The sequence below is a fragment of the Kitasatospora sp. NPDC001309 genome (assembly GCF_042896295.1).
Taxonomy (GTDB): Bacteria; Actinomycetota; Actinomycetes; order Streptomycetales; family Streptomycetaceae; genus Kitasatospora.
In genome coordinates this window covers 74407-86970 of record NZ_JBIAXC010000023.1, presented here as the reverse complement: position 1 = coordinate 86970, position 12564 = coordinate 74407, and the positions used below count along the sequence as shown (strand labels likewise).

At 76.0% G+C, this 12564-nt stretch carries 12 protein-coding genes and 1 riboswitch; of the genes, 8 read left to right on the top strand and 4 right to left on the bottom strand.

What is annotated here, in order from left to right:
• The first annotated feature begins 54 nt into the window (after positions 1-54).
• Positions 55-228, top strand: a complete 174-nt coding sequence (locus ACFY2K_RS22975; RefSeq protein WP_380592582.1) for a hypothetical protein — start codon at positions 55-57, stop codon at positions 226-228.
• Between the two features lie 137 nt (positions 229-365).
• Here the strand turns inward: ACFY2K_RS22975 and ACFY2K_RS22970 are convergent, their stop codons facing one another.
• Positions 366-1451 carry a Zn-dependent alcohol dehydrogenase gene (locus tag ACFY2K_RS22970; protein WP_375887957.1) on the bottom strand — a complete coding sequence of 362 codons (1086 nt, stop codon included), beginning with the start codon at positions 1449-1451 and terminating at the stop codon, positions 366-368.
• Between the two features lie 302 nt (positions 1452-1753).
• On the opposite strand from ACFY2K_RS22970, the gene ACFY2K_RS22965 reads away from it, so the two are divergent.
• From ACFY2K_RS22965 to ACFY2K_RS22950, 4 genes are all read left to right on the top strand, one after another.
• A complete protein-coding gene (locus ACFY2K_RS22965) occupies positions 1754-2407 on the top strand; it encodes a class I SAM-dependent methyltransferase (protein ID WP_380407751.1) in 654 nt (217 codons plus the stop codon).
• Positions 2408-2615: 208 nt separating this feature from the next.
• Positions 2616-3911, top strand: coding sequence for a hypothetical protein (locus ACFY2K_RS22960; protein ID WP_387713588.1), 1296 nt, complete (start codon positions 2616-2618; stop codon positions 3909-3911).
• 7 nt (positions 3912-3918) lie between these two features.
• Positions 3919-4908 carry an N-acetylmuramoyl-L-alanine amidase gene (locus ACFY2K_RS22955; protein WP_387713585.1) on the top strand — a complete coding sequence of 330 codons (990 nt, stop codon included), beginning with the start codon at positions 3919-3921 and terminating at the stop codon, positions 4906-4908.
• Between the two features lie 209 nt (positions 4909-5117).
• On the top strand, positions 5118-6041 hold the full coding sequence (locus ACFY2K_RS22950) for a hypothetical protein (RefSeq protein ID WP_380529461.1): 924 nt from the start codon (positions 5118-5120) through the stop codon (positions 6039-6041).
• A 98-nt stretch (positions 6042-6139) separates the two neighbouring features.
• Here ACFY2K_RS22950 and ACFY2K_RS22945 read toward each other — a convergent pair whose 3' ends face one another.
• The 3 genes from ACFY2K_RS22945 to ACFY2K_RS22935 all read right to left on the bottom strand — a co-directional run bounded on the left by ACFY2K_RS22945 (position 6140) and on the right by ACFY2K_RS22935 (position 9359).
• On the bottom strand, positions 6140-7201 hold the full coding sequence (locus ACFY2K_RS22945) for a prenyltransferase (protein WP_387713581.1): 1062 nt from the start codon (positions 7199-7201) through the stop codon (positions 6140-6142).
• Complete coding sequence (locus tag ACFY2K_RS22940; RefSeq protein ID WP_380529463.1) at positions 7198-7950, bottom strand: class I SAM-dependent methyltransferase; 753 nt, start codon at positions 7948-7950, stop codon at positions 7198-7200. Before ACFY2K_RS22940 ends, ACFY2K_RS22945 begins: the two co-directional genes overlap by 4 nt.
• Positions 7951-8048: 98 nt before the next feature.
• The gene (locus tag ACFY2K_RS22935) at positions 8049-9359 is read right to left on the bottom strand and encodes a glycosyltransferase family 4 protein (RefSeq protein ID WP_380594061.1); all 1311 of its coding nucleotides are present in this window, start codon (positions 9357-9359) and stop codon (positions 8049-8051) included.
• A gap of 262 nt (positions 9360-9621) precedes the next feature.
• On the opposite strand from ACFY2K_RS22935, the gene ACFY2K_RS22930 reads away from it, so the two are divergent.
• The 3 genes from ACFY2K_RS22930 (at position 9622) to ACFY2K_RS22920 (ending at position 12532) form a co-directional block, all read left to right on the top strand.
• On the top strand, positions 9622-10242 hold the full coding sequence (locus ACFY2K_RS22930) for a TetR family transcriptional regulator (protein ID WP_380529467.1): 621 nt from the start codon (positions 9622-9624) through the stop codon (positions 10240-10242).
• A 139-nt stretch (positions 10243-10381) separates the two neighbouring features.
• Positions 10382-10462, top strand: a riboswitch (cobalamin riboswitch).
• A gap of 112 nt (positions 10463-10574) precedes the next feature.
• Positions 10575-11831, top strand: coding sequence for a prenyltransferase/squalene oxidase repeat-containing protein (locus ACFY2K_RS22925; RefSeq protein ID WP_387713578.1), 1257 nt, complete (start codon positions 10575-10577; stop codon positions 11829-11831).
• A complete protein-coding gene (locus ACFY2K_RS22920) occupies positions 11831-12532 on the top strand; it encodes an SCO2322 family protein (protein ID WP_387713575.1) in 702 nt (233 codons plus the stop codon). The genes ACFY2K_RS22925 and ACFY2K_RS22920 overlap by 1 nt, the downstream gene beginning before the upstream one ends.
• The last annotated feature ends 32 nt before the right edge of the window (positions 12533-12564 follow it).

Genomic DNA, 12564 nt, shown 5'->3' with positions numbered 1-12564 from the left:
CAGGCATCGGACGGGCGCCGATGACCTGCACCCTCGCACGGAAGACGATTTCTCATGTCCGACACCCTCACCGACACCACGGGCCCTGCGGTCAACGGGACCGACGCCGACGAGAAGACGGCCGAGGACACCGCGTCGCACGGCCGCCACCGCGGCGGCTCGGCCGACGACGACACCCCTGGGGCGGACCCGCACGGCCGCCACCGCGCCGCCGGCGCCCGGGGCTGATCCGCCGAACACACCGACACACCCCGCGAGGGCCCGCCGAGGAGACTTCCCGGCGGGCCCTCGAACGTCACACCCCGACCCCACTCCACACTCCCCACCCCCACCGCACTGTGGGGCGGGGCGCGGCGGGCGGGGCGTCAGGAGTCCAGCGAGATCACCGTCCGCAGCGCCTCGCCGCTGCGCATCTGCTCGATCGCCCGGTTCACCTCGGCCAGCCCGACCCGGTGGGTGATCATCCCGTCGAGGTCGATCCGCCCGGCCCGCCAGAGGTCCACGACCAGGGCGATCGTGCGGGCGACCGGCGCCCCGCCGTACAGCGAGGGCAGCAGCCGCTTCTCGTTGAAGAACAGTTCCCCCATGGTGAACTGGGCGAGGTCGTCCTGCGCGCCCGCGCCGATGACGACGACGGCGCCGCCGCGCCGGGCGGCGTCGTAGCCGGCCCGGACGGTGGCCGCGCGGCCGACGGCCTCGAAGACGTGGTCGAAGCCGCCGCCGGGCAACCCCTTGGCGAACGCCTTGAGTTCCTCGGGCGCGATGGCCTCGGTGGCGCCGAAGGCGAGGGCCCGTTCGCGGCGTGAGGCGACCGGGTCGACCACGGTGATCCGGGCGGCGCCGCAGACCCGGGCGCCCTGGACGGTGGCCACGCCGACACCGCCCGCGCCGATCACCGCGACCGAGGAACCGGGCTCCACCCGGGCGGTGTTGACGGCGGCGCCGATGCCGGTGGTCACGCCGCAGCCGATCAGGGCGGCGGCCTCGTACGGCAGGTCGGCGGGCACCTTGATCACCGCGTCGGCGGCGACCACCACCTCCTCGGCGAAGGCGCCGGTGCCGTAGAAGCCGGAGGCCTCGGTGCCGTCGTCGGCGAGCCGGAAGCCGGGGGCGCCGAGCCGCCGCAGGCTGGCGATGCAGAGGTGGCCGCGGCCGCGCTCGCAGTGGGCGCAGCGTCCGCAGGGGGCCATCCAGCAGAGCACCACGCGGTCGCCGGGGGCGACGCCGGTGACGCCCTCGCCGACCTCGACGACGTCCCCGGCGCCCTCGTGCCCGGGGACGAAGGGCGCGGGCTGCGGCAGGATCCCGCTCATCGCGGAGAGGTCCGAGTGGCACAGGCTGGCGGCGCGCATCCGGACCCGTACGGTGCCCGGTCCGAAGCCGAGCGCCGTGACGTCCTCGCGGACGTCGAGGGTGTCCTGGCCGGTCTTGTGCAGGACGGCTGCGCGCATGGGCTGCTCCCGGTGTGCCTCGGGTCATCGGGTCAAGGGTCGGGGCGATTCTGGCACGGCCGCCGGGCACGGACTAGAACGCGTTCCAGAACGGCGCGGGGGCGGCGGCCCGGCGGAGTGATCACAGTACGAACAAGCCCTCCGCGCAGCGACGATCCGGCCCGCCATCATGATCGCCGTGCTCACGGCCTCGGCCGACGGCGCACCGCCGACCGGACCGGCCGACCTCCCGGCGGCCGCCCCGCTACCGTCGAGTAGGGTCCGAGCACGTCCGTCCGCCGCCCGAACCCGAGGAGCACCGCATGTCCGACCTGCTGGAGGGCGCCCGCCCGGCGCCGGAGGTGCTGGCGGCGTTCGAGACGGCCACCGGGTTCATGCCGGTGGACGAGGGCCTCGCGCTCTACGAGGCGGCGGTGGCGGCGGCCCGGCGCACCGGGCTGCCGGTGCTGGAGATCGGCACCTACTGCGGCCGCTCGGCGGTCCTGCTGGCCGCCGCGGCCCGGGAGGCCGGGACGGTCGCGCTGACCGTGGACCACCACCGCGGCTCGGAGGAGCAGCAGCCGGGCTGGGAGTACCACGACCCGACCCTGGTGGACCCGGAGGTCGGCCGGATGGACACCCTGCCCCGGTTCCGCCGCACCCTGCACGCGGCGGGGCTGGAGGAGCACGTGGTCGCGCTGGTCGGCCGCTCGCCGCAGATCGCCGCGCTGTGGGGGCGCCCGCTCGCCCTGGTCTTCATCGACGGCGGGCACACCGACGAGCACGCCACCGGCGACTACGAGGGCTGGGCGCCGCACCTGGCGCCGGAGGGCCTGCTGGTGGTGCACGACGTGTTCCCGGACCCGGCGGACGGCGGCCAGGCCCCGTACCGGGTCTACCTGCGGGCGCTGGCCGAGGGCTTCGAGGAGGTCTCGGTGACCGGTTCGCTGCGCGTCCTGCGCCGGGCCGCCGCCTAGGGCCTGTCCGCCCGAGGCTCCCGCACACCGGCCCCCGCCCCGACCGCACCGCGCGATACCCCCCGCAGCCACGCCCCGATGCTCTAACGTCGTGCCTGGGCTGTCGGGCGGGGGTTCGAACGGTACGGTGTCCGCGCAGCACCAGGCAGCTGCGGCACGGGCGGCAGCACCAGGCAGAGCATCGGCGGACGGTGGGGGCCAGCGGCACATGACGGACCAGCACAACACCGCTCCGGCGGTCTGGGACCCGACCGCGCGCGGCGGCGCGGGCGGCTGGGTCCGCAATCCGCAGCGCCCGGACGCCGGGACCGACCCCGCCGCACCGACCGGCGCCCCCGCCCCGGGCGCGGCCGAGGACCAGGACCCGCCGCTGGGCGGCCGCCCGTACCTGTCCACCGCCCCGGGCTTCGGCCCGGCGCCGGACATGTCGGGCCCGGCCACCCCGCCGCCCCCGCCCCCGGGCCCCGGCGCGCCCACCGCCGCCCTCCCCCGGATCGCCCCGGCGCCGGGCGCCCCGCCCGCGGCCGCGCCGTTCCCCTCGCACGCGACCCCGCAGGACCGCGGCCCCCAGGGCGGGCCGCTCCCCGGCCCCGGGTACGTCTACCCGCCGCCGCCTCCGGCCGGCAACCCGTACCAGCAGGCCGCGGACCAGCAGGGCGGGTACGGGTACCCGCCGCCGCCCTACCCGCAGACCCCGCAGAACCCGCAGGCCCCGTACAGCGCCCCGCCGTACCCGGCCCGGCCGGACCACCCGGCCGCCCTCCCGCCCGACCACGAGGACGACGGGGACCGCCCGGGCAACCGCCGGGCCCCGCTGCTGATCGGCTTCGCGGTCCTGCTGGTGCTGGCGGTCGGCGGCGGCCTGCTGTACGCGGCCCAGGGCGGTGACAAGGGCGGCCAGGCCGCGCCCACCCCGCCGGCCGGCGCCGCGACCGGTGCCGGCAACCCGCCGCCCGCCCCGGCGCCCACCGGCACGGACGCCGCGCCCGGCGCCACGGCCACGCCCTCCGACACGCCGGCCCCGTCCGCGACCACGGCCGGCCCGAACGCCAAGGCCCAGGCCCAGGCGCTGGACGGACTGCTCACCGAGGGCGGCAACGCCAGGACGCAGATCGGCAACGCCGTCGCCAAGGTCAGCAGCTGCCCGTCGAAGGCCGACATCGAGAGCGCGGCGCAGGTCTTCGACAGCGGGGCCGGCCAGCGCCAGGGGCTGCTGGGCAAGCTCGCCAAGCTGAGCGTCACGGACGTCCCGGGCGGCGCGGACGCGGTGAACTCGTTGAAGTCCGCCTGGCAGCTGTCCGCCGACATCGACAAGGCGTACGCGGCCTGGGCCCGCGCCGTGGCCAAGCAGGGCTGCTCCGGCAACGCGCCGAGCACGCCGGACAAGAAGCACGCGGACGAGCTCAACCCGCAGGCGACCCAGGCGAAGAACGACTTCCTGACCAAGTGGAAGCCGATCGCGGACGCCTACGGCCTCACCCCGCCCACCTCGGACAGGATCTGAACAGCCCGTGACCGGCCCGACCTCCCCCGCCCCCCGCCGTTCCGCCCTGCTGCGCACCGCCACCGCGGTGGCGGTGGTCGTTCCGCTCTGCACGGCGGGCTGGTTCGGGTGGCAGGCCCTGGACGGCTCCGGCCCGGTGGCCGCCACGGCCGCCGCGCAGCCCGCCTCGTCGCCGACCGGCGCCACCCCGACCGACCCGTCCCCGGAGCCGGCGACGGGCACGGCGACGGGCACGACGACGAGCCCCGCCCCGGACCCGACGCCCGGCGCGCCCACCGGTACGCCGCCGCCCGCCGCCACCCCACAGGCCCCGACCGGCGGCGGCGACCTGGCCGGCCGCACCGTGGTGCTCGACCCCGGCCACAACCCCGGCAACTTCTCCCACCCCACCGAGATCAACCGTCAGGTGGACGTCGGCAACGGCCACAAGGAGTGCGACACCACCGGCACCGAGACCAACGCGGGCTACACCGAGGCCGACTACACCCTGGACGTCACCCGCCGGGCCCGCGCCCTGCTCACCGCCCGGGGCGCCAAGGTCGTCATGGTGCAGGACGGCGACCGCCCGTGGGGCCCGTGCGTCGACGAGCGCGCCAGGGCGGGCGCCGACGCCCACGCGGACGTCGCGCTGTCGGTGCACGGCGACGGCGCGCCGGCGAGCGGCAGCGGCTTCCACGTGATCCTGCCCGCCAAGGTGGTCGCCGGTACGGCGGACAACTCCGCGATCGTCGAACCCTCGCGCCGGCTGGGCCTGCTGCTGCGCGACCGCTTCCACGCCGCGACCGGCGAGCCGTACGCCGACTACATCGCCAAGGACGGCCTGGACACCCGCTCCGACCTGGGCGGCCTCAACCTCTCCGCGGTTCCCAAGGTGTTCATCGAGTGCGGTAACATGCGCAACTCCGCGGACGCCCGACGGATGACGGACCCTCAGTGGCGGCAGCAGGCCGCCCAGGGGATCGCCGACGCGCTGGGCGCCTTCCTGACCACCCACTGACCGGACCGGGCAAGGGAGTTGGGGCGAAGCGGGCCGACCGGCGGACACCCGCCGAGTCGGCACGGTTTGCAACGACTTCGACCCGTTCCCGGTCCCGCCGTGCACCGGTGGGACGGTTGGGCCTAGGCTTCTGGTCCGTTCGGGAGTTTCGGCCGGTCGGACCGACCGCACGAAGCACCGTCCACGACACGTCAACGAGGGGAACGTAAGTGAATCTGCGCGCTCTCACCAGGGGAGACGCCGCCGTCGCAGGCGCGGCCGTCCTGCTGTTCATCGCCTCCTTCCTGCCCTACTGGACCGTGGACTGCAGCGGCCGGTACTGCGGGGACACCTCGCAGAACGCGTGGAGCACCCAGCTGTTCCCCATCCTGCCGTCGATCTACCTCCTGGGGATCGCCGCGGCCGTCCTGATCCTGGTGCAGCGCTTCCAGGGCCCCGCCGCGGCCAACCGCCAGGTGCTCGGCCTGCGGCTGGACCAGTGGGGCATCGCGTTCAGCGTCGCCGCGCTCTGGACCTCGGTCTGGGCGCTCGGCGGGGGCCCGTCGGCCACCACGCTCAGCCACGGCTTCGGCGCCTGGCTCGGCCTCATCTCGCTGCTCGTGCTGGCCGGTGCGGCCGCAGCCGCACCGCTGGTGCCGGCGCTCAAGGCCCCGCTGGTCAACGAGCGCCCGGCCGTCCCGTACCAGGGCGGCTACCCGATGCCGGGTCAGCCCGGCCACCCGGGTGCCCCCGGCCAGCCCGGCCCGGGCCAGTACGGCTACCCGAACCAGGGTCACGACCCGGCCTTCGGCGCCCAGCCGGCCGGTGGCTACGGCTACCCGGCCGCCGGCCAGCCGCAGCCGGGCCAGCCGGTGCAGGCCGGTCCGCAGGACGCCGCCGCGCCGGCCCCGCAGCCGACCCCGGCCGCCCAGCAGCCGGCCGCCCCGGCGGCGGACTTCCAGCCCTTCTGGTTCGCCGTCCCGGCCCCGCGCCAGCTGGCCCCGAAGGACAACCCGGTCGGCGCCCCGGTCGGCGAGGTCGTGCCGGGCACCTGGTACCTGGCCGTCGAGCAGCGCGGCGCGGCCCTGGTCGCCCAGCTGCCGGACGGCACCCAGGGCGTGCTGGCCGACACCGCCGGCATCCAGCGCGGCTGACGCCGCGGCGCGGACGCGAGCCGCGCGACGGCACGGAGAAGGGGCGGGACCGGATCACCGGTCCCGCCCCTTCCGTGTCCCCCGGGGCCGGGAGGCCCTCAGCAGCAGTCCTGGACCACCAGCCCGGCGGGCAGCTGGTCCCCGCCGAAGACCGCGACGGTCGCCGGGTCCCCGCCGAGCGCGGCGACCGCGAGCAGCAGCGCCCCGGCCGTCCAGGTGGTGCGCTCCTCGGGCCAGATCGCGTCGTCCTCGAAGACGTACCCGGTCCAGTACGAGCCGTCCTCGTGCCGCAGGTGCCGCTGGATCCAGCGCAGGATGTCCACCGCGCGGTCGGACTGGCCGATCGCCCAGAGCGCGAGCGCCAGTTCGGCGCTCTCGCCGCCGGTCACCCACGGGCGGTCGCTGACGCAGCGCACGCCGAGGCCGGGGACGACGAAGCGCTCCCAGTCCCGCTCGATCCGCGCCACCGCCGCGTCGCCGCGCAGGCCGGTGCCGAGCACCGGGTAGTACCAGTCCATCGAGTAGCGGTCCTTGTCGAGGAACCGCTCGGGGTGGTGGGCGATGGCGTGCCGCAGCCGGCCGGCCGCGAGCTCCCAGTCGGGCTGCGGCTCCTCCAGGTAGTCGGCGACGGCCAGCCCGCAGCGCAGCGCGTGCAGGATGCTGGACGAGCCGGTCAGCAGCGCCTCCTCGGTGGCCGCGCCGTCCTCGCCGACCCGCCAGGCGATCGGGCCGCCGGGCAGCCGCAGGCCGACGATGAAGTCCAGCGCCCGCCGGACCACCGGCCAGATCCACTCCAGGAAGGCGTCGTCGCCGGTGCTGAGGTGGTGGTGCCAGACCCCGACCGCGATGTACGCGCAGAAGTTGCTCTCCTTGGACCGGTCGGTGACCGTGCCGTCGGTGTACGCGGCGTACCAGGAGCCGTCGGGGTTCTGCCGGGAGGCGAGCCAGCGGTAGGCGGCCTCGGCGGCGGCGTGCTCCCCGGCGGTGTCCAGGGCCATCGCGGCCTCGGTGTGGTCCCAGGGGTCGAGGTGGTGGCCCGCGAACCAGGGGATGGCGCCGTCGGGGCGCTGCTCGGCCAGGATGCTGCGCACGGTGTCGGCCGCCTGCTCGGCGTCCAGCACCCCGTCGAGCAGCAGCACCTCGGGGACGGCGGCGGTCACTCCGCCCCGCCCGGCGCGCGCTCGACCTTGTTCGGCTTGGAGGCGTAGGCGACGAAGCTCTTGCCGATGAGCGGGTTGAGCGCCTTCTCGGCGGCCTTGGTGATCGAGCTGATCACCGGGGTGCCGACGATGTCCCAGACCAGCAGCTGGTGGTAGGCCTTGACCGGCAGCGCCTTGTCGTTGTCCACGCCGACCGCGCACTTGATCCACCAGTACGGCGAGTGCAGGGCGTGCGCGTGGTGGGTGCCGTACGGCTCCAGGCCGGCGTCCTTGAGCTTGCCGAGCAGCTCGTCGCCCCGGTAGATCCGGATGTGGCCGCCCTCGACCTCGTGGTACTCGTCGGACAGCGCCCAGCAGATCTTCTCCGGCAGCCAGCGCGGCACGGTGACGGCGATCAGGCCGCCCGGCTTGAGGACCCGGAACATCTCGTCGAGCACGCCCTTGTCATCGGGTATGTGCTCCATCACCTCGGAGATGATGATCTTGTCGAAGTAGTCGTCCTCGAACGGCAGCGCCAGCGCGTTGCCCTCCATCGCGACCGCCGACGCGCCCTCGGGGGCCTCGCCGGCCAGCTCCATCGCCGCGAACCACTTCTTGACCTCGGCGATCTCCTCGGCGTTCTGGTCGAGGGCGATCACGTTGGCGCCGCGGCGGTAGCACTCGAACGCGTGCCGGCCCCCGCCGCAGCCCAGGTCGAGCACCCGGTCGCCGGGGGCGAGCGGGAAGCGCGAGAAATCGACGGTCAGCACTGCAGGGCTCCCATTTCTATTGCCACCAAGCGTTCTTGACGCTTCGTCAGGTCACACTCGCCTCAACCCCCGGAGCGGCTCGCTCACGAGCCCGCCCCTCAGGGCACGTACCGCCAGCCCGGCCCGGAGCGGGCCCGGGCGCCGACGCCGGTGGCGATCGCCGCGCGGTAGGCCTCGGCGGTCAGCTCGGCGGCCCGCTCCCAGGTGAACCGGGCCAGCACCCGCTCGCGGCCGGCCGCGCCGAGCTCGGCGCGCAGCTCCGGGTCGTCCAGCAGCCGGCCGAGCGCGGCGGCCAGGGCGCCCGCGTCCCCCGGCGGCACCGCCAGGCTGGTCCCGCCGTCCGGCCCGGCCACCTCGGGGATCGCCCCGCCGGTGGTCGCCACCAGCGGGGTGCCGGTGGCCATCGCCTCGGCGGCGGGCAGCGAGAAGCCCTCGTACAGCGACGGGACGCAGGCGACCTCCGCCGAGCGGTACAGGTCGACCAGCTCGCGGTCGCTCAGCCCGGTGCGGAACTCGATGTGCTCCGCCAGCCCGAAGCGGCGCACCGCCTCGGCCACCGGCCCGTCCTCCTTCTGCGGCTTGCCGACCACCACCAGGTGGGCGTCCCGCTCGGTGCGGACCTTGGCCAGCGCCTCGACCAGGAACACCAGGCCCTTGAGCGGCACGTCCGCGCTGGAGGTGGTGACGATCCGGCCCGGGACCCGCTCGATCCGCGCCGAGGGCGACCAGAGCCGGGTGTCGGCGCCGATCGGCACCACCGAGATCGCGCCGGGGGCGGCGCCCAGGTGCTCGGCGATCTCGCGCTGCGAGGTGCCGGAGACGGTGATCACGTGGTCCAGCCGGGCCGCGACCCGGCGCTGCATCCGGGTGAAGGCGTACCAGCGGCGCAGCGACAGCCGCTTGCCCCGGGTGGTGGCCGCGTCCAGCTCCAACTGCCGGTCCACGGTGATCGGGTGGTGGATCGTGGTGACCAGCGGGAAGCCGTGCCGGGCCAGGCCGAGCAGGCCGTAGCCGAGGGTCTGGTTGTCGTGCACCACGTCGTAGCGGCCCTTGTGCCGGGCCAGGTACTGCCGGGCGCGCAGCGAGAAGGTGAGCGGTTCGGGGAAGCCGCCGGTGCGCATGGTGGCGAACTCCAGCACGTCCACCGGGCCGCGGAACTCGCCGCGGGCGGGGGTGCGGAAGGGGTCGTCGGCGCGGTAGAGGTCCAGGCTGGGCAGCTCGACCAGGCGGACCGAGCCGGGGCCCTCGACCTCGTCCAGCACGGGGTAGGGCTGGGCGCCGATCACGTCCACGTGGTGGCCGAGCCGCGCCAGCTCCCGGGAGAGGTGCCGTACGTACACGCCCTGACCGCCGCAGAACGGGTCCCCGCGGTATGACAGCAGGGCAATCCGCAGCGGCTGCGCGGTCATCCTCGGCCCTCATCTCTGGCTGCTATCGGTGCGAGCGGCGCCCAACGGTGGCACCGGTCGCTAAAGTAGATCAGGTTTCAGTGGCTGTGGAACTCGTCATCGACCGTGTGAACAATGAGAGACCTCGAAGATACCGGCCCGTAGCTTTCGCTCAGGAGCCAGGGCTGGTGATTCCCGCCACGCCGGGCCCGACCGACCGCGGGTCGCCTTCGGGTCGACCTTTCTGGAGCACGCCGCCACCCACGCGCCCCCGGGAGCACCCTTGCCGTCGCCGACCACGTCCGTGAGCCCCGCCTCCCCCGCACCGGGCGAGCCGCCGCTGTCCGCGCGCCAGGCCGAGCGGCGCCGCCGCATCCTGCGCGCCGCCACCGCGCTGGCCGCCCGCGGCGGGTACGAGGCGGTGCAGATGCGGGAGGTCGCGGAGAGCGCCCAGGTCGCCCTCGGGACGCTGTACCGGTACTTCCCGTCCAAGGTCCACCTGCTGGTCGCGGTCATGCTGGAGCAGCTCCAGGGGCTCCAGGAGCACATCCGGCGGCACCCGCCGACCGAGCCGGAGCCTGCCCTGCGGGTCGCCGACGCCCTCACCCGGGCCTTCCACGCGCTCCAGCGCGAGCCGCTGCTGGCCGAGGCGATGGTCCGGGCGCTCAGCTTCGCGGACCGCTCGGTCGGCACCGAGGTGGACCAGGTCAGCGCCGCCACCGGACAGCTCATCCTGGACGCGATCGGGCAGTCCGGGCCGCCCAGCGAGGGCCAGCGCGCGGCCGTCCGGGTGATCGAGCACACCTGGCACTCGGCCCTGGTCGCCTGGCTCTCCGGGCGCGCCTCGATCGCCGAGGTCCGGGCCGACCTGCACACCGCGGCCCGGCTGCTCGCACTGCCCTGACCGCCCCGGCCGGCGGGACGGCCACCGGGGGCGATTACTGGAACCTGTTCCAGCCCCGCGCCGCCCCGGCCGACCCGCGCGCCGCGGCCCGGCGGTTAGAGTCGACGGGCAGCACAACTCCATCCCGCTCCTCCCCCGGGGGAAGCCGGTGCGAATCCGGCGCTGACCCGCAACCGTGAGCCCGACCGCGCCCCCGGCGCCCCGGGCGAGCCGGGGCACCCGGGGAGGGACGAGCGGCGAACCGGGCACCCGCACCCGCCCGGCACCCGTCGAGGACTACGGAACGGCCCCCGCCGGGGCCCGCCACCGCTCACCGAAAGGCACACCGCACCATGCTGACCGCCGCCCGCCTGGGCGCCGCCGCCCTGTCCGCCGCGCTGCTCGCCGGCCTCGCCGCCGGACCGGCCCTCGCCGACAGCCCGTCGCCCACGGCCGCCGCCATCCCGGACGGCCTGTACGGCAAGAGCGACCCGACGTACGACGGCGTCTGGCGGCAGTCCCTCGCGCTCACCGCGCTGACGGCGGCCAAGGTCACCCCCGCCGACTCCGCCGTCGACTGGCTCACCGGACAGCAGTGCGAGGACGGCGGCTGGCCCTCCTACCGGGCCCCCGGCGCGGCCTGCGACCCCAAGACCGAGGACAGCAACGCCACCGCCGTCGCCCTCCAGGCCCTGGTCGCCGTCGGCGGGCACCAGCCCGCCGTCGACAAGGGCCTCCAGTGGCTCAAGGCCAACCAGAATGCCGACGGCAGCTGGGCCTACAACCCCGGCAACCCCGGCGACGCCAACTCCACCGGCCTCGTCGTCAACGCGCTGTTCGCCGCCCGGACCGACCCGGCGAGCATCGCCAAGCCCGGCACCGGCGGCGCCGCCGGGAAGAACGCCTTCGACGGCCTCGCCCGCTTCCAGCTCGGCTGCGCCGCCCCCGCCGACCAGCGCGGCGCCTTCGCCTTCCAGCCCGACCCGGCCGCCGGCACCCTCGCCCCCAACACCCTCGCCACCGCCCAGGCCGCCCTCGCCGCCGCCGGCGGGCACCTGCCGGTCGCCTCCTCGGTGCACGCCGACGCCACCGCCAAGCCCCTCGCCTGCGCCGACGGCTCCGCGCCCGCCACCGTGCCGCACGCCGAAGCGGGCGAGGCCGTCAGCGCCTACCTCGCCGCCCAGCTCGGCTCCGGCGACGGGCACCTCACCCTCACCACCCCCGGCGCCGAGCCCAAGCCCGACTACACCGCCACCGCCTGGGCCGCCCTCGCCCTCGTCCAGAGCGGCCACCCCGACGAGGCCACCGACGCCGTCGACTGGCTGGAGGGGCAGGGCGCCACCTGGACCAAGAACGGCACCGACGCCGCCGCCACCGCCACCCTCCTGCTGGTCGGCCAGGCCACCCACCGCGGCGACGCCGCCCTCACCGGCCAGCTCACCGCCCTCGGCCCGGCGCCCAAGGCCGAGGCCGCCTCGACCACCGCCACCCCGGCGAAGAAGAAGAGCGACGGCATCGGGCAGTTCTGGCTGATCATCGTCGGCCTCCTGATCGGCGTCGGCGGCGGGCTGCTGCTCAGCCTCCAGCGCAAGCGCAACCCGAAGCTCTGATGCGGGCGCAGCGTGACGCCGCCGGGGGCCGCGGCCCCCGGCGGGCACCGGCCGCCCTGCTGCTCGCTCTGCTCGGCACCCTGGTGCTGCTGGCCTGCGCCACCCCGGCGCAGGCCGCCGGGTACCGGTACTGGTCGTTCTGGCGCGGGGCCGACGGCGGGGCCTGGACGTACCAGCAGCAGGGGCCCGCGATCTCCGTGCCGCCGGACGGCTCGGTGGACGGCTGGCGGTTCGCCCTCAGCCCGGACGGCGGACAGGACGCCGCCCGGCCGCGCACGGCGTCCGGGTTCGACGGGATCTGCGCCGCCACCCCCGCCCAGGACGGCCGCAAGCGGGTCGCCGTGGTACTGGACTTCGGCACGGCCCAGGACGCCGGAGCGTCCACCGCCGCGCCGCCCGGGTCGCGGACCGCCTGCGCGAGCGTCGCACCGCGCGCCACCTCGGCCGAGGTGCTGGCCGCCGTGGCCCCGCCGCTGCGCTACGAGTCCAACGGGATGCTGTGCGCCATCGCCGGCTACCCGGGGGCCGGTTGCGGCGACCAGGTGGACGCGGGCGCCGCCCAGCCCAAGGCCGGCGCCGACGGCGGCAGTAGTGGCAACAGCGGCAGCGGCCCGGACCTCGGACTGGCCGCCGGCGGCGCGCTGGTCGCCGTCCTCGCCGGTGGCGCCGTCTGGCAGGCGCGCCGCCGCCGTCACTCCTGAGGCGTGCCGTGACACGCCCCGACCCCGTTCCC

Bases quoted from the DNA above. Each gene is read 5' to 3' on its own strand.
- ACFY2K_RS22935 (WP_380594061.1), bottom strand. From the start codon at position 9,359: ATGACCGCGCAGCCGCTGCGGATTGCCCTGCTGTCATACCGCGGGGAC.
- ACFY2K_RS22960 (WP_387713588.1), top strand. From the start codon at position 2,616: ATGACGGACCAGCACAACACCGCTCCGGCGGTCTGGGACCCGACCGCG.
- ACFY2K_RS22975 (WP_380592582.1), top strand. From the start codon at position 55: ATGTCCGACACCCTCACCGACACCACGGGCCCTGCGGTCAACGGGACC.
- ACFY2K_RS22925 (WP_387713578.1), top strand. From the start codon at position 10,575: ATGCTGACCGCCGCCCGCCTGGGCGCCGCCGCCCTGTCCGCCGCGCTG.
- ACFY2K_RS22970 (WP_375887957.1), bottom strand. From the start codon at position 1,451: ATGCGCGCAGCCGTCCTGCACAAGACCGGCCAGGACACCCTCGACGTC.
- ACFY2K_RS22965 (WP_380407751.1), top strand. From the start codon at position 1,754: ATGTCCGACCTGCTGGAGGGCGCCCGCCCGGCGCCGGAGGTGCTGGCG.
- ACFY2K_RS22920 (WP_387713575.1), top strand. From the start codon at position 11,831: ATGCGGGCGCAGCGTGACGCCGCCGGGGGCCGCGGCCCCCGGCGGGCA.